The organism is Sphingobium sp. UBA5915, assembly GCF_002431195.1.
Lineage (GTDB): Bacteria > Pseudomonadota > Alphaproteobacteria > Sphingomonadales > Sphingomonadaceae > Sphingobium > Sphingobium soli.
In genome coordinates this window covers 1-17,247 of sequence record NZ_DJDV01000101.1, presented here as the reverse complement: position 1 = coordinate 17,247, position 17,247 = coordinate 1, and the positions used below count along the sequence as shown (strand labels likewise).

The 17,247-nt window shown below is 64.3% G+C and carries 15 protein-coding genes, 1 tRNA gene, 1 pseudogene and 1 riboswitch; of the genes and pseudogenes, 11 read left to right on the top strand and 6 right to left on the bottom strand.

The annotated features are described in order from the left end of the window. Positions 1-5 precede the first annotated feature (5 nt). The 3 genes from tolR to B2V90_RS18920 are packed head-to-tail and all read right to left on the bottom strand — an operon-like array spanning position 6 to position 1,664. A complete protein-coding gene (tolR, locus tag B2V90_RS18930; RefSeq protein WP_009820523.1) occupies positions 6-458 on the bottom strand; it encodes a protein TolR in 453 nt (150 codons plus the stop codon). Positions 459-492: 34 nt separating this feature from the next. Then, complete coding sequence (tolQ, locus tag B2V90_RS18925; RefSeq protein WP_009820524.1) at positions 493-1,197, bottom strand: protein TolQ; 705 nt, start codon at positions 1,195-1,197, stop codon at positions 493-495. Beyond that, on the bottom strand, positions 1,194-1,664 hold the full coding sequence (locus tag B2V90_RS18920) for a YbgC/FadM family acyl-CoA thioesterase (RefSeq protein ID WP_293922794.1): 471 nt from the start codon (positions 1,662-1,664) through the stop codon (positions 1,194-1,196). The genes tolQ and B2V90_RS18920 overlap by 4 nt, the downstream gene beginning before the upstream one ends. 176 nt (positions 1,665-1,840) lie before the next feature. On the opposite strand from B2V90_RS18920, the gene B2V90_RS18915 reads away from it, so the two are divergent. The 7 genes from B2V90_RS18915 (at position 1,841) to gltB (ending at position 12,497) form a co-directional block, all read left to right on the top strand. Further along, the gene (locus B2V90_RS18915; RefSeq protein WP_037541994.1) at positions 1,841-2,719 is read left to right on the top strand and encodes a 3-hydroxyacyl-CoA dehydrogenase NAD-binding domain-containing protein; all 879 of its coding nucleotides are present in this window, start codon (positions 1,841-1,843) and stop codon (positions 2,717-2,719) included. A 54-nt stretch (positions 2,720-2,773) separates the two neighbouring features. Then, positions 2,774-2,912: riboswitch (yybP-ykoY riboswitch) on the top strand. Positions 2,913-2,984: 72 nt separating this feature from the next. Further along, complete coding sequence (locus tag B2V90_RS18910) at positions 2,985-3,563, top strand: TMEM165/GDT1 family protein (RefSeq protein WP_293922792.1); 579 nt, start codon at positions 2,985-2,987, stop codon at positions 3,561-3,563. A gap of 133 nt (positions 3,564-3,696) precedes the next feature. Further along, complete coding sequence (locus B2V90_RS18905) at positions 3,697-4,623, top strand: complex I NDUFA9 subunit family protein (RefSeq protein ID WP_228222327.1); 927 nt, start codon at positions 3,697-3,699, stop codon at positions 4,621-4,623. A 107-nt stretch (positions 4,624-4,730) separates the two neighbouring features. Then, positions 4,731-5,540, top strand: a complete 810-nt coding sequence (locus B2V90_RS18900) for an undecaprenyl-diphosphate phosphatase (RefSeq protein WP_228222328.1) — start codon at positions 4,731-4,733, stop codon at positions 5,538-5,540. Between the two features lie 165 nt (positions 5,541-5,705). After that, complete coding sequence (locus B2V90_RS18895) at positions 5,706-7,157, top strand: NAD(P)-dependent oxidoreductase (protein ID WP_228222329.1); 1,452 nt, start codon at positions 5,706-5,708, stop codon at positions 7,155-7,157. A gap of 26 nt (positions 7,158-7,183) precedes the next feature. Continuing rightward, a complete protein-coding gene (locus B2V90_RS18890; protein ID WP_323132801.1) occupies positions 7,184-7,873 on the top strand; it encodes a DUF2059 domain-containing protein in 690 nt (229 codons plus the stop codon). A gap of 85 nt (positions 7,874-7,958) precedes the next feature. Further along, on the top strand, positions 7,959-12,497 hold the full coding sequence (gene gltB, locus B2V90_RS18885; RefSeq protein WP_293922803.1) for a glutamate synthase large subunit: 4,539 nt from the start codon (positions 7,959-7,961) through the stop codon (positions 12,495-12,497). 26 nt (positions 12,498-12,523) lie between these two features. Here the strand turns inward: gltB and B2V90_RS18880 are convergent, their stop codons facing one another. Then, complete coding sequence (locus B2V90_RS18880) at positions 12,524-13,108, bottom strand: hypothetical protein (protein ID WP_228222331.1); 585 nt, start codon at positions 13,106-13,108, stop codon at positions 12,524-12,526. Positions 13,109-13,261: 153 nt separating this feature from the next. On the opposite strand from B2V90_RS18880, the gene B2V90_RS18875 reads away from it, so the two are divergent. Then, positions 13,262-13,348 (top strand) — tRNA-Leu (locus B2V90_RS18875). A gap of 61 nt (positions 13,349-13,409) precedes the next feature. On the opposite strand, the gene B2V90_RS18870 is transcribed toward B2V90_RS18875, so the two are convergent. Beyond that, complete coding sequence (locus tag B2V90_RS18870) at positions 13,410-14,627, bottom strand: MBL fold metallo-hydrolase (RefSeq protein ID WP_228222332.1); 1,218 nt, start codon at positions 14,625-14,627, stop codon at positions 13,410-13,412. Positions 14,628-14,749: 122 nt separating this feature from the next. On the opposite strand from B2V90_RS18870, the gene fumC reads away from it, so the two are divergent. Both fumC and B2V90_RS18860 read left to right on the top strand, forming a co-directional pair. Continuing rightward, positions 14,750-16,135 (top strand): class II fumarate hydratase, encoded by a 1,386-nt coding sequence (fumC, locus tag B2V90_RS18865; RefSeq protein WP_228222333.1) that lies wholly within the window; start codon positions 14,750-14,752, stop codon positions 16,133-16,135. Positions 16,136-16,175: 40 nt separating this feature from the next. Further along, the gene (locus tag B2V90_RS18860) at positions 16,176-16,517 is read left to right on the top strand and encodes a hypothetical protein (protein WP_037541995.1); all 342 of its coding nucleotides are present in this window, start codon (positions 16,176-16,178) and stop codon (positions 16,515-16,517) included. A 7-nt stretch (positions 16,518-16,524) separates the two neighbouring features. Here the strand turns inward: B2V90_RS18860 and B2V90_RS18855 are convergent, their stop codons facing one another. Beyond that, the gene (locus B2V90_RS18855) at positions 16,525-17,097 is read right to left on the bottom strand and encodes a DUF2585 domain-containing protein (RefSeq protein ID WP_266103156.1); all 573 of its coding nucleotides are present in this window, start codon (positions 17,095-17,097) and stop codon (positions 16,525-16,527) included. Positions 17,098-17,150: 53 nt separating this feature from the next. Here B2V90_RS18855 and B2V90_RS18850 point away from each other — a divergent pair. After that, positions 17,151-17,247 (top strand): annotated as a pseudogene (locus tag B2V90_RS18850) (guanylate kinase); the annotation flags it as partial.

Sequence of the window (17,247 nt, the reverse complement as noted above, 5' to 3'; positions counted from 1 at the left end):
GGCCCCTATTCTGAACCGTCGCTGTCCGAGCCGGTGCTGACCAGCGCGACCTTGTTGAGGCCGGCTCGGTTCAGCTCGCCCATGACCCGCATTACCCGGCCATAGTCGAGCGCGGTGTCGGCGCGCAGGAAAATCTGCGGCGCGTCCGCCTTGCCGGCATTGGCGGCCATGATTTCGGCGAGGCGGTCGGGCAATTCGGCGTCGCTGATCTGCGCGTCGTCGATAAACAGGCCGCCGTCGCGGTCGATCGACACGACCGTCGGCTTGGCGTCCTGATCCAACCCCTTGGCGCGGGTTTCGGGCAGGTTGACAGGAACACCCGTCACCAGCAGCGGCGCCGTCACCATGAAGATGATGAGCAGCACCAGCATGACGTCGACCAGCGGCGTCACGTTGATGTCGGCCATGGGCGCGCGGCCGCGCCCGCGCCGCCCGGAAGGGGGACCCGCCATCGCCATCAGCGCGCGCCCTGTATGTCAGCTGCGCGCGGCATCAGCGTTGCGCCTCCAGTTCGCGGCTGAGCGTCGAATAAAAGCCGTCGGCAAAGCGGGTCATCGCCGCTTCCAGCCGGTTGATGCCGTGGCTGAAGCGATTGTAGGCGATGACCGCGGGGATAGCCGCGAACAGGCCGATGGCGGTCGCGAACAGGGCTTCGGCAATGCCCGGCGCGACGACGGCAAGCGAGCTATTCTGTTCGGCCGCGATCGAGGTGAAGGCGCGCATGATGCCCCAAACGGTGCCGAAAAGGCCGACGAAAGGCGCGACCGATCCGATCGTCGCCAGGATGTTCAGCCGGTCGGACAGGCGATCGACCTCGCTGGCGATGGTGCTGGACATGACGGTCGACAGGCGGTCGCGCGTGCCTTCCCGGTCGATCACCTTCTGCGCGGTCGAGCGGCGCCATTCGGTGACGCCGGCCGCCATGACCTTGGCCGCCGGGAAGCTGCCCTTGCCACGCGCTTCGTAGAAACGGTCGATATCCTCGGCCTTCCAGAAATCCGCTTCGAACTTGCGGCTTTCCTTGCTGGCCTTGCGCAGCGTGACGCTGAAGCCGATGATCATCGCCCAGGTCCAGATGCTGGCCAGCAACAGGCCGATCATCACGCCTTTGACGACGATGTCGGCCTGCAGGAACAGGGCGAGCGGGGAAATGGTCGCGGCGTCGGTCATCGCGCCGGCGGGCAGGTTGAGCGTCATGGGTGGAGATCTTCCCCTTGGCAAAGGCGGGTGTAAATGTCGGTCCAGGCCTTTGGCTGGCGCTGCGGGCGGCCCTGCGGCGTCAGCCAGGCGACGGTGATGGTGGCGTTGGTCAATTCTTCGTCGTCGCGCATGACCGATTGCGCAATGGTGCAGCTGGCCGATCGCACGGCGGCGACCCGGCTGACCACCATCAGGTCATCGTCCAGCCGCGCGGGCCGGCGATAGCGGATCGCAAGGTCGGTGACGGCATAGACGCCGCTGCCCCCTTCATGCTCGCTCCGCTGGTCGATGCCCGCGATACGCAGCATGTCGGACCGGGCGCGCTCCATGTAGCGCAGATAATTGGCGTGATAGACCAGGCCCGAAAGATCGGTGTCCTCAAAATAGATGCGCAGCGGGAAATGATGCACGGCGGACAGGAAGCGTCCGGTCGCTGGCGCTGGCATCGGTTCGGGCAAGGGCATGGCGGGCTTTTAACCATGGCGCGGGCGCTAGGCAAAGCGGGAAAATCGCTGCGTGCGCCATTCCGTTCGATTGCTCGTCCCATCCGCCCGGCTGGCCATTATAATGAGAACGCGCCTCTGGTTTTGCGCGCGCGCCGTGACTAAGGGGACGGGCAGGATGGACAGGGAGGATTTGCATGACGGATATTCGCACCTTGGGCGTCATTGGCGCGGGACAAATGGGCATCGGCATCGCCCAGGTGTCGGCGCAGGCGGGATATGATGTCATCCTGTCCGACATTGATCTGCCGCGCGCCGAAAAGGGCAAGGCGAATATTGCCAAGCTGCTGGCCCGCGCGGTCGACAAGGAAAAGATGACCCAGTCCGAAGCCGACGCCGTTCTGGCGCGCATCACGCCGGTGGGCGAACTGGCGCCGCTGGCCGATGCCCAGTTCGTGATCGAGGCCGCGACCGAGCGCGAGGAGGTGAAGCGCGCGATTTTCGGCAATGTCGGCAAGCTGCTGGGCAAGGACGCAATCCTGGCGACCAACACATCGTCCATTCCCATCACCCGGCTGGCGCAGGCCGCGCCTGACGCGGAGCGGTTCATCGGCGTGCATTTCTTCAATCCGGTGCCGGTGATGGTGCTGGTCGAAATTATCCGCGGGCTGGCGACGACGCCTGAGGTCGTGGAGGCGGTGGAAGCCTATGCCACGCGGATCGGCAAGACTGCGGTTCATGCGTTCGACGCGCCCGGTTTCGTCGTCAACCGCATCCTGCTGCCGATGCTGAATGAGGCGGTGTTCGTGCTGGGCGAAGGCGTGGGCAGCGTTACCGACATCGACCAGGGCTGCAAGCTGGGGCTCAACCATCCGATGGGGCCGTTGACCTTGCTCGATTTCGTCGGACTCGACACGGCGCTGGAAATTCTGAACGTGTTTCTCACCACCACCGGCGATCCCAAATATCGCCCCGCGCCGCTGCTGGTCAAATATGTCGAAGCGGGCTGGTATGGCCGCAAGACCGGCCGCGGCTTTTACGATTATTCCGGGCCGGAACCCGTGCCGACCCGCTGATCCGCCCTTTGAGCTGACAGGTGGCTTGTGTTCTTGCGCCTGACCGCCTAGACGCTGGCCCGTCATCTGGGGAGTAGCCAGCCGTTCCTTTTTCCGGAACGGGCCATGCGTCAACATATTCGGCCGAGAGGCCGTGGCGCATGGGGCGCGGCGCAAAGCCGCATCGGGCGAGACCAATGGCATCGACGCGTTCCTGTCCGGCCGGGCGGAATGCGGCGGTGGCATTGTGTCTGTTGCAGAAAGCCCGGCCCGGAGATTTTCCCGAATGGATGCCCTGCTGACGTCCTGCGCGCTCGTGGCGCTGGCTGAAATGGGTGACAAGACCCAGTTGCTCGCCATGCTGCTCGCCACCCGCTTCCGCAAGCCGGTGCCGATCATCCTGGGCATATTGGTCGCGACGCTCGCCAATCATTTCCTTGCTGCGCTGGTCGGCCATTCGATCGCCGGCGTGCTGACCCAGCCCTGGTTTCGCTATGCCGTCGCCGCATCTTTCATCGCGATGGCCGCCTGGACGCTGATCCCTGACAAGATCGACGAGGATGCCCCGCTCAAGGCCCCGTCGAAGGCGGGCGTGTTCCTCACTACGCTGCTCGCCTTCTTCCTGGTAGAGATGGGCGACAAGACGCAGGTGGCGACCGTGGCGCTGGGCGCGCAGTTCGACAATCTGCTCGCCGTGACGGCCGGCACGACGCTGGGCATGATGATCGCCAATGTGCCCGCCGTGCTCTTTGGCGAGGCGCTGGCCCGCAAGGTGCCGATGCGCGCGCTGCAACTGGCGGCGGCGTTGCTGTTCCTGCTGCTGGGGCTGTGGATGATCGCCGACCTGCAAGGCTGGATCGGCTGATAGCTCGATCGAGCCGCCAAAACGGGCAAAAAAGGAACGGCGCGCGCGCGGGGCGGTTGTCAGCGCGCGGCGGCTGTTGCAAGGGGATGGGCAGAGTCATTCCCTTCAGCTTGGAAGATATGGGACGCGCGTGATGAAGGACAGTCTGGTTACGATCTTCGGCGGCGGCGGCTTTCTGGGCCGGCAGGTCGCACAGGCGCTGATGGCGCGGGGCGCGCGCGTGCGGATCGCGCAGCGCGACCTGGCCAGTGCGGTCAAGGTGAAATCGCTGGGCGCGCTGGGGCAAAGCCAGTTCGTCGCTGCCGACATCCGCAAGCCTGCGACCGTCGAACGCGCGATCGCGGGCAGCGACGTGGTCATCAATCTGGTCGGCATATTGGCGGGCGACTTCGACGCCTTTCATCATCAGGGCGCGGCGCATGTCGCACAGGCCGCCGCCGCCGCCAATGTGCGCGCCTTGGTGCATGTGTCGGCGATCGGCGCGGACGCGGAAAGCCCGTCCGCTTATGGCCGGTCCAAGGCGTCGGGAGAGGCTGCGGTGAAAGAGGCTTTTCCCGGCGCGACGATCATCCGCCCCTCGATCATCTTCGGCCCGCAGGACCAGTTTCTCAACCGCTTCGCGGACCTCATCGCGTCCATGCCCGTCATTCCGATAATCAGCGGTGCCACCAAGTTCCAGCCCGTCTATGTCGGCGATGTGGCCGACGCGATCGCCAACGCCGCTGAACGGCCGGACCTGCATGGCGGCACGGTCTATGAGGTCGCCGGGCCGCAAATCCTGTCGATGAAGGAGATCAACAGCTGGATCGCCAAGCAGATCGGCCGGGACAAGCCGATCGTCGACGTGCCGGGCGGCGTCGCCTCGCTGCTCGCAAGGCTGCCGGGCGGGCCGATCACGCGCGATCAGCTGGCGATGCTGGGCCGCGACAATGTCGCCGCCGCGGGCGCGCCGGGCCTCGACGCGCTGGGCGTATCAGCGACGCCCATGGCGGCCGTCGCCGACAAATGGCTGGTGCGCTATCGCCGCCATGGGCGCTTCGCCGGACGCGTGCGCGCCTGAGCCAGGCTGAAATCATCGGGGCGGGATCGGGCACGGCCTGTCCCGCCCATTAAGCTCCTCCCCGCAACCGGGGAGGATTTTTTATGCAAGCGCAATAGGGCGTCGCCATGGACCTTCATTATCTCACCGTCATCCTGCTGGGCATTGTCGAAGGGCTGACCGAGTTTTTGCCTGTGTCGTCGACCGGGCACCTTATTCTGGCGAGCGAATTGCTGGGCTATGATGCGTCGACCTGGGCGATGTTCAACGTCGTCATCCAGCTGGGCGCGATCCTGGCGGTGGTGGTGCTCTACTGGCGTACCTTCTGGGCGGTGGCGATGGGATTGCTGCGGCGCGAGCCGGTAAGCTGGCGCTTCCTGCGCAATCTGGTCGTCGCCTTCATCCCGGCGGCGGTCATCGGCCTAGCGCTGCACGACTATATCGAGATTTTGCTGGGCGCGCCGCAGGTGGTCGCCTGGGCCTTGATAGCGGGCGGCATTGCCATCCTGCTGATCGAACGGATGGTGAAGCAGGACCTGTTCCATGGCATCGCCGACATTCCTATGGTCCGCGTGATCGGCATCGGCTTCATCCAGTGCCTGGCGATGGTGCCGGGCGTCAGCCGGTCCGGCGCGACGATTATGGGCGCGTTGACGCTGGGGGTGGAGCGCCGCACCGCGGCCGAGTTCAGCTTTTTCCTGGCGATCCCGACCATGTTGGGTGCGACGGCGCTGGAGCTTATCAAAAAGGGCGATCGGATCACCAGCGCGGCAGTCGGGTGGGACAGTATCGCGCTGGGCTTCGTCGTGTCCTTCCTCGTTGCCATCGTTGTCATAAAGGCGTTTGTCGGGCTGGTGTCGAAACATGGGTTCGCGCCCTTCGCCTGGTATCGAATCGTCGCCGGCGCGTCGGCACTGGTCTGGCTTTCGTTGAGGTAGGTCCGGACCGGAACTATAACTTGAAAGAAAATTGCAAACCTAGGAAACTTTTGCATTTACGCTCAAGATAATAGGTCATAACTACTGTCTTATAAGTCACAAACCGCGTGACTCTGCGGGTTTTCCTGCTATGCGCTTGCCCAACACAGACGTTGAGGACATGCAATGGCCGACAATCCGATGCTGAAATTTGTAGGACTGGGCCAGGCCTATCCCGACAAGCGTGCCGCGGACGACCGCGCCGACGACTTTCTGGAAATCAGTCGCAGCTTCATCGTGGACAAGGCGGAGGAGCAGGCGTCGCGCTGCTCGCAATGCGGCGTTCCCTATTGCTCCACCCATTGCCCGTTGCACAATCATATCCCTGACTGGCTGCGCCTGACGGCGGAGGGGCGGCTGCGCGAAGCCTATGAGCTGTCGAACCTGACCAGCACCATGCCCGAAATCTGCGGCCGCATCTGCCCGCAGGACCGGCTGTGCGAAGGCAATTGCGTCATCGAATTTTCCGGGCACGGCGCCGTCACCATCGGCAGCGTGGAAAAATTCATCACCGACACCGCCTGGAAAGAAGGCTGGGTCGAGCCGCTCGTCCCCGGCAAGGCTATGGGCCAGTCGATCGGCGTGATCGGCGCGGGACCGGCCGGCCTCACCACCGCCGAATATCTGCGCGTCGCCGGCTATGAGGTGCATGTCTATGACCGGCATGACCGTGCCGGCGGGCTGCTGACCTATGGCATCCCCGGCTTCAAGCTGGAAAAGGACGTGGTCATGCGCCGCGTCCAGCGGTTGAAGGACGGCGGCATCGTCTTCCACGAAGGCTTCGAGGTCGGCCGCGACGCGACGATGGAGCAATTGCGCGAAAAACATGACGCGATCCTGATCGCGACCGGCGTCTATAAGCCGCGCGATATCAAGGCGCCGGGCGTGGGCGCGGCGGGCGTGGTGAAGGCGCTTGATTTCCTCACCGCCTCCAACCGCGCCGGCTTTGGCGACGCGGTGCCCGAACATGAGGATGGCAGCCTGCTGGCGACGGGCAAGAATGTCGTCGTCATCGGCGGCGGCGACACGGCGATGGACTGCGTGCGCACCGCCATCCGCCAAGGGGCGAAGTCGGTGAAGTGCCTCTATCGCCGCGACCGCGACAATATGCCGGGGTCCCAGCGCGAAGTCGCCAATGCCGAGGAGGAAGGCGTCGAGTTCGTGTGGCTGACCGCGCCGATCGCGTTCGAAGGCACCGACCAAGTGACCGGCGTCAAGGTCACGAAGATGCGGCTGGGCCAGCCAGATGCGTCGGGCCGCCGCGCGCCCGAACCCGATCCGGGTAGCGAACATACGCTGGAGGCGGACCTGGTCATCAAGGCGCTGGGCTACGACCCCGAAGACCTGCCCAGCTTGTTTGGCGCAGACGATCTGTCGGTCACCCGCTGGGGCACGCTGCGCGTCGATCACAAGACGATGATGACCAGCATGGACGGCGTGTTCGCCGCCGGCGACATCGTGCGCGGCGCTTCGCTGGTCGTCTGGGCGATCCGCGACGGCCGCGACGTGACCGAGCATATGCATCGCTATCTGAAGGCGAAGGCCAAGGCGGCCTCGGGCGAGAGGGTCGCGGCGTGAGGCGCGGGCTGTTTCTGTCGTTGATCATGCTGATGACGCCGGTCGCCGGGTATGCGCAGATCGCGGCGCCCGTCGCCGCCGAAACGCCGACTGATCCAGCGTTGCTCGCCAAGGCCCAACCCATTGTCGCTGTCATCCTGCCCGATGGCACGATGGAAAAGATGATGGGTCCGATGATGCAGAAGATGATGGGGCCGATGATGGATGGCATGACCAAAATGCCGATCCGTGAATTTCTGAAGGTCGGCGGCATGGATCCCGAAAAGGCGGACTCCCTGGGCCAAGGCACGATGGAACAAGTGATGGCGATCATCGACCCCAATTTCCGCAAGCGAATGGATGTGATCGTGAACACGATGATGCCGGCCATGGGGCGCTTCATGAGCAGATATGAACCCGATATGCGCGCGGGCATGGCCGAAGCGTTCGCCCATCGCTATTCGGCAGCGGAACTGGACCAGATCGCAGCCTTCATGAAGACGCCCGTAGGCGCGAAATTCGGTGCAGGCTTCATGGAGCTGGCGACCGACCCCCATTATCTGGGGCGGATGCAAAAGGTCATGCCGCAGATGTTGCAGGCCATGCCGGAAATCCTGAAATCGTCGGAAGCCGAACTCGCCAAATTGCCCAAGCCGCGCACCTATGACCAGTTGTCGCAGGCCGAGCGCGACCGCCTGGTCACCCTGATCGGCGCTGACCCAGCCAAGGCGAATTGACGATCTTCGCCCGCTTCCACGCGGCGGGTACAGGAATAACAAGGCCGACGTTGAAAGCGGACGGCCGCATCCAAGGGTAGTCATGATGAGCGACACCAATTTCACCGCCAGCCCGCAAGAACGGGCGCGCATCGCTGCACAGGGCATGTATCATCCCGACCTCGAATCCGACGCCTGTGGCGTGGGGCTGGTCGCGGCGACCGATGGCAAGCCGTCGCGGCGCGTGGTGTCGAGCGCGATCGATGCATTGAAGGCCGTGTGGCATCGCGGCGCGGTGGACGCCGATGGCAAGACCGGCGATGGCGCGGGCATCCATGTCGACCTGCCGGTGCGTTTCTTTGACGACGCGATCGCCGATGGCGGGCACAAGCCGCTGCCCAATCGCCTCGCGGTCGGCATGATCTTCCTGCCGCGCACGGACCTCAGCGCCCAGGAAACCTGCCGCACCATCGTCGAAAGCGAGATCATCGAGGCGGGCTACACCATCTATGGCTGGCGCCAGGTGCCGGTCGACGTGTCGGTCATCGGTGAAAAGGCGCAGCGCACGCGTCCGGAAATCGAGCAGATCATGATCGCCGGGCCGATGCCCGAGGAACGCGACGTCGCCGAGTTCGAAAAGGATCTCTACCTCATCCGCCGGCGCATCGAGCGCAAGGTGATCGCGGCGCAAATCCAGGATTTCTACATCTGTTCGCTGTCCTGCCGCTCGATCATCTACAAGGGGCTGTTCCTGGCGGAATCGCTGTCGGTCTTCTACCCCGATTTGCAGGATGAGCGGTTCGAAAGCCGTGTCGCGATCTTCCACCAGCGTTATTCCACCAATACTTTCCCGCAATGGTGGCTGGCCCAGCCGTTCCGCACGCTAGCCCATAATGGCGAGATCAACACGATCCGCGGCAACAAGAATTGGATGAAGAGCCACGAGATCAAGATGGCGAGCCTCGCCTTTGGCGAGCAGTCGGAGGATATCAAGCCGGTCATTCCGGCGGGCGCGTCCGATACCGCCGCGCTCGATGCCGTGTTCGAGGCGATCTGCCGATCGGGTCGGGACGCGCCTACGGCCAAGCTGATGCTGGTTCCCGAAGCCTGGCAGGGCGACAATGCCGAACTGCCCAAGGCGCATGCGGACATGTATGAATATCTCGCCTCCGTCATGGAGCCGTGGGATGGCCCGGCCGCGCTCGCGATGACGGACGGGCGCTGGGTCGTGGCCGGCGTCGACCGCAACGCGCTGCGACCGCTGCGCTATACGCTGACCGGGGACAATCTGCTGATCGTTGGATCGGAAACCGGCATGGTCGTGGTTCCCGAAACCACCATCGTGCGCAAGGGCCGCATGGGACCGGGCCAGATGATCGCGGTCGATTTGCAGGAAGGCGAAATCTACGACGATCGCGCGATCAAGGACCAGATCGCTGGTGAACGGCCCTATGGCGATTTGATCAAGGACTTCCTGACCGTCGATGACCTGGCCGACGCGCCCAGCGCACTGCCGGCGTGGGACAAGGCGGAACTGACGCGCCGGCAGGTCGCGGCGAACATGACGCTGGAGGATATGGAACTGATCCTCAGCCCCATGGTCGAGGATGCGAAGGAAGCGATCGGGTCCATGGGCGATGATACGCCGCTGGCCGTCATTTCCGACAAGCCGCGCACCATGAGCCATTTCTTCCGCCAGAATTTCAGCCAGGTCACCAACCCGCCGATCGACCCGTTGCGCGAACGGCATGTGATGAGCCTCAAGACGCGCTTTTCCAACCTGCACAATATATTGGAGGAAGGCGCGCAGAACAGCCATGTGCTGGTGCTGGAATCGCCGGTCGTCACCAGCGGCGAATGGGCGCGGCTGAAGGCCAATTTCGGCGCGGCGGTCGCGGAAATCGATTGCACCTTTCCGGCCGAGGGCGGGCAGGAACAGCTGCGCGCCGCGATCGCCCGCATCCGGCAGGAGGCCGAGCAGGCGGTGCGTGAAGGGCGGACCGAGATTTTCCTGACAGATGAGCATGTCAGCGAAACGCGCATCGCGATTCAGGGCGTGCTGGCGGCGGCCGCCGTCCACACCCATCTGGTGCGCAAGGGGCTGCGCAGCTACGCGTCGATCAACGTGCGGTGCGCCGAAGCGCTCGACACCCATTATTATGCGGTGCTGATCGGCGTGGGCGCGACCACGGTAAATGCCTATCTGGCCGAAGCGAGCATCGCGGATCGCCATGCGCGCGGCCTGTTCGGCGAGCTGAGCCTGGACCAGTGCGTCGAACGCTATCGCACGGCGATCAACGAAGGGCTGCTCAAGATCATGTCCAAGATGGGCATTGCGGTCATCAGCTCCTATCGCGGCGGCTATAATTTCGAAGCGGTCGGCTTGTCGCGCGCACTGGTCAACGACCTGTTCCCTGGCATGCCCGCCAAGATTTCGGGCGAAGGCTATCAGTCGCTGCATTACAGCGCGATGCTGCGGCATCAGGCGGCCTATGACGCGGCGGTCGTGCGCCTGCCGGTCGGGGGGTTCTACCGCCAGCGCAACGGCGGCGAAAGCCACGCCTATTCCGCGCAATTGATGCATCTGCTGCAAACCGCGGTCGGGACCGACAGCTATTCGACCTATCTGCAATTTTCGCGCGGTGTGCGCGATTTGCCGCCGGTCTATCTGCGCGACCTGATGGAATTCAACTTCGCGCGCGAAGCTGTGCCGATTGACGAGGTGGAAGCCACCACCGAAATCCGCAAGCGATTCGTGACACCGGGGATGAGCCTGGGCGCTTTGTCGCCCGAAGCGCATGAAACGCTGGCGATCGCGATGAACCGCATCGGCGCGAAGGCGGTGTCGGGCGAAGGCGGCGAGGATGCCAACCGCTTCACCCCTTATGAAAATGGCGACAACGCGAATTCGGTGATCAAGCAGATCGCGTCGGGCCGCTTTGGCGTCCATGCCGAATATCTGGGATCGGCCGAGGAAATCGAAATCAAGGTGGCGCAGGGCGCCAAGCCCGGAGAGGGCGGCCAGCTGCCCGGTTTCAAGGTGACGGAGTTCATCGCGAAGCTGCGCCATTCGACGCCCGGCGTGACGCTGATTTCACCGCCGCCGCATCATGACATTTATTCGATCGAGGATCTGGCGCAGCTCATCTACGACTGCAAGATGATCAACCCGCGCGCGCGGGTGTGCGTCAAGCTCGTCAGCCAGGCGGGCATCGGCACGGTCGCGGCGGGCGTCGCCAAGGCGCATGCCGACGTCATTCTGGTCGCGGGCCATGTCGGGGGCACCGGGGCCAGCCCGCAGACGTCGATCAAATATGCCGGGACGCCGTGGGAAATGGGCCTGAGTGAGGCCAATCAGGTGCTCACGCTCAACGGCCTGCGGCATCGGGTGAAGCTGCGGACCGACGGCGGCCTCAAGACCGGGCGCGACATCGTCATCGCCGCGATCCTGGGGGCGGAGGAGTTCGGCATCGGCACGCTCAGCCTCGTCGCGATGGGCTGCATCATGGTGCGCCAGTGCCACAGCAACACTTGCCCGGTGGGCGTGTGCGTGCAGGACGAAAAACTGCGCCAGAAATTCACCGGCACGCCCGAAAAGGTCATCAACCTCATGACCTTCATCGCCGAGGAAGTGCGCGAGATACTGGCGCGGCTGGGCTTCCGCAGCCTGGACGAGGTGATCGGCCGGACCGAACTGCTCAAGCAGGTCAATCGCGGCGCCGAGCATCTGGACGACCTGGACCTCAACCCCATCCTGGCCAAGGTCGATGCGCCCGACGAACAGCGCCGTTTTTCGCTCAAGGAATGGCGCAACGAGGTGCCCGACAGCCTGGACGCGCAGATGATGAAGGATGCGCGCGCGGTATTCGAACGCGGCGAGAAGATGCAGCTCACCTACACCGTGCGCAACACGCACCGTGCGGTCGGCACGCGGCTGTCCGCCCGCATCACCGAGAAGTTTGGCATGTCGGCGCTGGCCGACGGGCATCTGACCGTCCGGCTGCGCGGCAGCGCGGGCCAGTCGCTGGGCGCATTCCTGTGCAAGGGTATCACGCTGGAGGTCTTTGGCGACGCCAATGACTATGTCGGCAAGGGGTTGTCGGGCGGCATCATCAAAGTGCGCACGACTGTGTCCTCGCCGCTATCGTCGAAGGATAACACCATCATCGGCAACACCGTCCTTTACGGCGCGACCAGTGGCAAGCTGTTCGCGGCGGGGCAGGCGGGGGAGCGCTTTGCGGTTCGCAATTCGGGCGCGCAGGTCGTGGTGGAAGGCTGCGGCGCCAATGGCTGCGAATATATGACCGGCGGCACCGCCGTGATCCTGGGCGAGACCGGCGCCAATTTCGGCGCCGGGATGACGGGCGGCATGGCCTTCATCCTGGACGAGGATGGCCGCTTCCCCTCTCGCGCCAATCCCGAAAGCATCATCTGGCAGCGGCTGGAAAGCGCCCATTGGGAAGCGCAGCTGAAGGCGCTGATCGCCGAACATGCGGTGGCGACGGACAGCCGGTGGTCCAACACCATATTGGATGATTGGGATCGCTGGCGTCGGTATTTCTGGCAGGTTTGCCCTAAGGAAATGGTGAACCGCCTGTCGCATCCCCTCAGCGATGTGCCGATGCAGACGGTGGCGGCCGAGTGATCGGCTGACCGCATGCCGGCAGCGGGTCAATAGGCGCTGGCGGGCGCGGTCATAGCAGGTTGGGTCATGGTGGAACGGGGCGGAGCGTCCGCCCTGTTCTGCTGTCCGCCCAGCGCCACCCGCATGGTGGAACGGGCTGCTGGCTGCGATGCCGGCCGTGATGCCGGCGTCGCGGGCCGTTCGGCGGGGGACGGGCCATCGGCAAAGCGCACGACATTGGGCGGCAACTGGTGGATGGTCGGGACGGGGGCCTTCACCAAAGTGGCCTCTTGCAAGCTGCTCTCCGGCGGCAGTGCGCCATAATCCTGCGCCATATAGTCTTGCACCATCGGGTCGTTGCTGCCGCCGTCGATCATGGCATAGCTGTCATACCCTGCCATATCGGCGGCGTAGCGGCGCTGCGCCAGCGTGGGGCCACAACCGGTGCAGCTGATCGGCTGTGGGCCAGGATCGGACATGGCGACCGGTGCAGCGGCGAAATCGGTGCTGATCGGCTCTGCGTCCGGCTGGTCCAGCGGCGATCGCTGGGGGCTGACGGCGTAGCTCCCCAGCGTCAGGCCCATCGCCGTGGCGGCGGCCACCGTGCCGCCTGACAGCATCCATAATCGCATCACGTCCGCTCCTTCCGCTCCCTTAGCGGATCACCCATCGTTTCTCACTACAAAGCCAACGCAGACGCACATCACTTGTTGCATGGCCCAAAAGCCTTTGCTAAGGGCCGCCTCCTACCAAGGCACCGGCCCCGCCGGTTTCCCTGTTGATGTGCGGTCGTGGCGGAATTGGTAGACGCGCAACGTTGAGGTCGTTGTGGCCGAAAGGCCGTGGAAGTTCGAGTCTTCTCGACCGCACCATCTTTTCTTTCAGCATTCATCTGCCGGCGCAGGCGGCTGCGACCATGGCGCGGTCTCGCGCCTATTCCAGCGCCCGTATCGCGCGTTCGTCGCAGCGGCGCGGGACCGACGGCACCGCGCTGGTGGTCGGGATGGCCAGCGGCTGACCGATGCGCAGCGGGGCGAAGCGCTCGGCAGGGATGCCGGCGCAGCGCAGCGCCAGTTGCAGCATCCGGGGCGGCGTGTTCCATCCTTCATAGGACAGGCGGAATGTGCCCCAGTGAATGGGAATGGCGGTCGACGCGCCCAGCCGTCTGAACACCTCCACCGCCTGGATCGGGCCGATATGCGCGTCCGACTGCATCTGCCCTTTCCAGAAGCGGAACGCGCCGATGGGGATGAGCGCCAGTCGGATCGGGCCGTAGCGGCGCGCCTCGATCGGCCAGCCCATGTCGCCCGCACCGGTGTCGCCGGCAAAGAAGATATTGCCCGCCCGGGTTTCGATCACGAAGCTCGACCACAGCGCCCGGTTGCGGTCGCTGCCCCAGCGACTGCCCCAATGATGGTTGCGCGTCACATGCACGCGATAATCGGGGCAATGTTCGTAATTGCCGCACTGGATCACCGCATTGGGGGCCAGGCCGCTCAGCGCCGCGCCGCTGACCGACTGGCCCCAGTCGAGTGCGGTCGCCGGGATGCCATGATGTTTCAGGATCGTATCGTTGCCCAGGCTGGTGACGATTTTGGGCCGGTCACGCGCCCAGAGCCGTTTGAGCGTCGGCAGATCCATATGGTCATAATGATTGTGGCTGAGCACAATCAGGTCGATCTTGGGCAGATCATCGAAGAGGATGCCCGGTTGCGCCACCCGCTTGGGGCCAAGCGGGGGAAAGGGGCTGGCATAGTCGGACCAGATGGGGTCGGTGAGGATATTGAGGCCCGCCGCCTGCACCAGCACCGTCGCATGACCGACCCAGGTCGCGGTCATGCCGCGCGGCGCGGCGAAGGGCGCAGGGCGGGACGGCTTGACCGCCACCGCTTGCGGCCAGGCCGGGCGGTCGTCATCGCCCAGTAACCAACGCGCGACAAAGCCAGATCGGCTGGTGCCGGGCGGGGCAGGAGTGTCTATCTCTCCATCGGGATTGAAGAAATGCGCGCCGTCATAATGGCGACTGACCGGCCCGTCATAATAGATGCGATCGAGGAAGGGCGGCACGATCGTGATCGCCAGGCACAAGGCGATGACAAGGAACAACAGCGCGATGCCCGCGCCCCGGATGATGGTGATGAGCCGACCCATGGATGCTCCCGCGCTGGTGACGGCCCCGTGCATAGCGCAGCGAGCGCGGGGGACAAGGGTTGGAATCCCGGCGCGCGTCGCTACATGTTTTGCGATTTGTTCTCAATTGGGAGTCCCGCTTCATGGCCGACACGCGCACCGAAACCGACAGCATCGGGGCCATCGAAGTCCCCGCCGCCGCCTATTGGGGTGCGCAGACCCAGCGGAGTATCGAGAATTTTCCGTTCGGCGCGACCGAGCGCATGCCGATCGGCATCGTCCACGCGCAGGCTATCGTGAAGCAGGCGGCGGCGCGGGTGAATGCGAAACATGGCCTGGACCCGCAGATCGTGGAGGGGATCGAGGACGCCGCGCAGGCCATCGTATCGGGCGCGCTCGACGATCAGTTCCCGCTCGTCATCTGGCAGACGGGCAGCGGCACCCAGACCAACATGAACGTCAATGAAGTGATCGCGGGCTATGCCAATGAAAAGCTGGCCGGCACGCGCGGCGGCAAGAGCCCGGTCCATCCCAATGATCATGTCAATATGAGCCAGTCGTCCAACGACAGCTTTCCGACCGCGCTGCATGTCGCCACCGTGCTTGCGACGCGCGACCGGCTGATCCCAGCGCTGGAAAAGCTGACCGCGGCGTTGACGGGCAAAGCCAAGGCGTGGGGTCACATCGTCAAGATCGGCCGTACCCACACGCAGGACGCGACGCCGCTGACGCTGGGGCAGGAATTTTCCGGCTATGCCGCGCAACTGATCAGCAGCAAGGCGCGGATCGAAGGCGCGCTCAATGGCAATATCCGCAAGCTGGCGATCGGCGGGACGGCGGTCGGCACCGGTCTCAACGCGCCTGAAGGCTGGGCGGATGACATGGTCGCGGCGATCAGCGACATTGCCGGCACGCCGTTCGAGGCAGCGCCGAACAGATTCGAGCAGCTTGCCGCCAAGGACGGGCTGGTCTTCTATTCCGGGGCGCTCAACACGCTGGCGGTGGCGCTGACCAAAATCGCCAACGACATCCGGTTTTTGGGATCGGGGCCGCGATCGGGCCTGGGCGAGCTGGACCTGCCGGCCAATGAACCGGGCAGTTCGATCATGCCGGGCAAGGTCAACCCGACCCAGTGCGAATCGCTGACCATGGTGGCGGCGCAGGTGATCGGCAATCATCAGGCGGTGACGGTGGGCGGCATGCAGGGACATTTCGAACTGAATGTCTTCATGCCGCTGATCGGCGCCAATGTGCTGCGCTCCATTCATCTGCTGAGCGTCGGCATGGAAAGCTTCGCCGATCGCTGTGTCGACGGGCTGAAGGCGAATGAAGAACGGATCGCTGATCTGGTCAACCGGTCTTTGATGTTGGTCACGGCGCTCGCGCCCGAAATCGGCTATGACAATGCCGCGACGATCGCCAAACATGCGCATAAGACCGGGCAGACGCTGCGGGAGGCGGGACTGGAATTGGGGCTGGTCGACGGGCCGACCTTCGACCGGCTGGTGCGGCCGGAAAATATGGTCTGACGCTGGCGGAACCAGTCGCCGCGCGATACATTGACCTTATATGAAGAGGAAATCCGCGCCCCCCGCCCTTATGGCCCCCAAATCGCATAAGAAGCGTGGAATATTGCGCAAGGCGGCGCGCGTCGGCGCGACGCTCGTCGCTGCGCGTGTGGCTGCGGATACGGGCAAGAAGGGCGTGATCGGCCTGCTCGCCGGCGCAGGCGCGAAGCGGCTCATTCTGCGCTATCCAGCTGGCGCGATGTTTGTGACCGGGGCCTATATGGCCGGCAAGATGTTCGAAGCGAAACGCGCGGCCGACGCGAAGAAAGCGCAGAAACTGCTGCCCGACCGGACCGGTGAGGCTATCCCGATCGAGAGCGCGCGCAAGACCACCCAGCGCTGACCCCCCCCTAAAGCGCGGCCTGCCAGTCGCGAACGGCCTCGACCGGCCAGGTCAGCATCAGGATGTTGAGCGTCAGATTGTCGCGGATGACGAAAAGCGCCAATAATTCCAGCCCGATCGCCAGCGACACCGTCAGCCACGCTGGTGCTCGCGCGGCGAAGACAAACCCCAGCGTCATCATTGCAATATCGCTCATCGAATTGACGATGGAATCGCCCGAATAGCCAAGCGCGATCGTCGCCGTGCGATACCGGTCGATGATGATGGGGGAGTTTTCGACAATCTCCCACGCCGCCTCGATCCCCACCGCAACCGCGAGCCTCATGCCGAGGGGGTGCCGCCGCAGCAGCCAACGCGTCAGCGCATAGAATAGGAAGCCATGGATGACATGGCTGAGGCTATACCAATCCGCGATATGCTGACTGTTGCCGCTGTCGAGCGCGGCGTGCCACAATTCCACCTGGCCGCAGGTGCAGATGGGTGGCCTGTCCATCAGGAACAGCAATCCACACGCCATTGCCGCTATCAAGGCCGCCAGCAGAAAACCGCGTCTGTTCCGTCGCTTATGCGATGCCGTCAATCCGCCGATCCCCCGCCTCTTGCAAAAATGCGTCTTTCCGGCCACTAGCGGCCATGGCCGACACCATCCCAGCAGACATTCCCGATTTCAAGCGCCGCGGCGTCCTGTTCGTCCTGTCCTCGCCCTCTGGCGCGGGCAAATCGACGATCG

What these genes read in the sequence shown, in the direction of transcription:
- tolR (WP_009820523.1), bottom strand. Translation starts at nt 458, where the DNA reads ATGGCGATGGCGGGTCCCCCTTCCGGGCGGCGCGGGCGCGGCCGCGCG.
- tolQ (WP_009820524.1), bottom strand. Translation starts at nt 1,197, where the DNA reads ATGACGCTCAACCTGCCCGCCGGCGCGATGACCGACGCCGCGACCATT.
- B2V90_RS18920 (WP_293922794.1), bottom strand. Translation starts at nt 1,664, where the DNA reads ATGCCCTTGCCCGAACCGATGCCAGCGCCAGCGACCGGACGCTTCCTG.
- B2V90_RS18915 (WP_037541994.1), top strand. Translation starts at nt 1,841, where the DNA reads ATGACGGATATTCGCACCTTGGGCGTCATTGGCGCGGGACAAATGGGC.
- B2V90_RS18910 (WP_293922792.1), top strand. Translation starts at nt 2,985, where the DNA reads ATGGATGCCCTGCTGACGTCCTGCGCGCTCGTGGCGCTGGCTGAAATG.
- B2V90_RS18905 (WP_228222327.1), top strand. Translation starts at nt 3,697, where the DNA reads ATGAAGGACAGTCTGGTTACGATCTTCGGCGGCGGCGGCTTTCTGGGC.
- B2V90_RS18900 (WP_228222328.1), top strand. Translation starts at nt 4,731, where the DNA reads ATGGACCTTCATTATCTCACCGTCATCCTGCTGGGCATTGTCGAAGGG.
- B2V90_RS18895 (WP_228222329.1), top strand. Translation starts at nt 5,706, where the DNA reads ATGGCCGACAATCCGATGCTGAAATTTGTAGGACTGGGCCAGGCCTAT.
- B2V90_RS18890 (WP_323132801.1), top strand. Translation starts at nt 7,184, where the DNA reads ATGCTGATGACGCCGGTCGCCGGGTATGCGCAGATCGCGGCGCCCGTC.
- gltB (WP_293922803.1), top strand. Translation starts at nt 7,959, where the DNA reads ATGAGCGACACCAATTTCACCGCCAGCCCGCAAGAACGGGCGCGCATC.
- B2V90_RS18880 (WP_228222331.1), bottom strand. Translation starts at nt 13,108, where the DNA reads ATGCGATTATGGATGCTGTCAGGCGGCACGGTGGCCGCCGCCACGGCG.
- B2V90_RS18870 (WP_228222332.1), bottom strand. Translation starts at nt 14,627, where the DNA reads ATGGGTCGGCTCATCACCATCATCCGGGGCGCGGGCATCGCGCTGTTG.
- fumC (WP_228222333.1), top strand. Translation starts at nt 14,750, where the DNA reads ATGGCCGACACGCGCACCGAAACCGACAGCATCGGGGCCATCGAAGTC.
- B2V90_RS18860 (WP_037541995.1), top strand. Translation starts at nt 16,176, where the DNA reads ATGAAGAGGAAATCCGCGCCCCCCGCCCTTATGGCCCCCAAATCGCAT.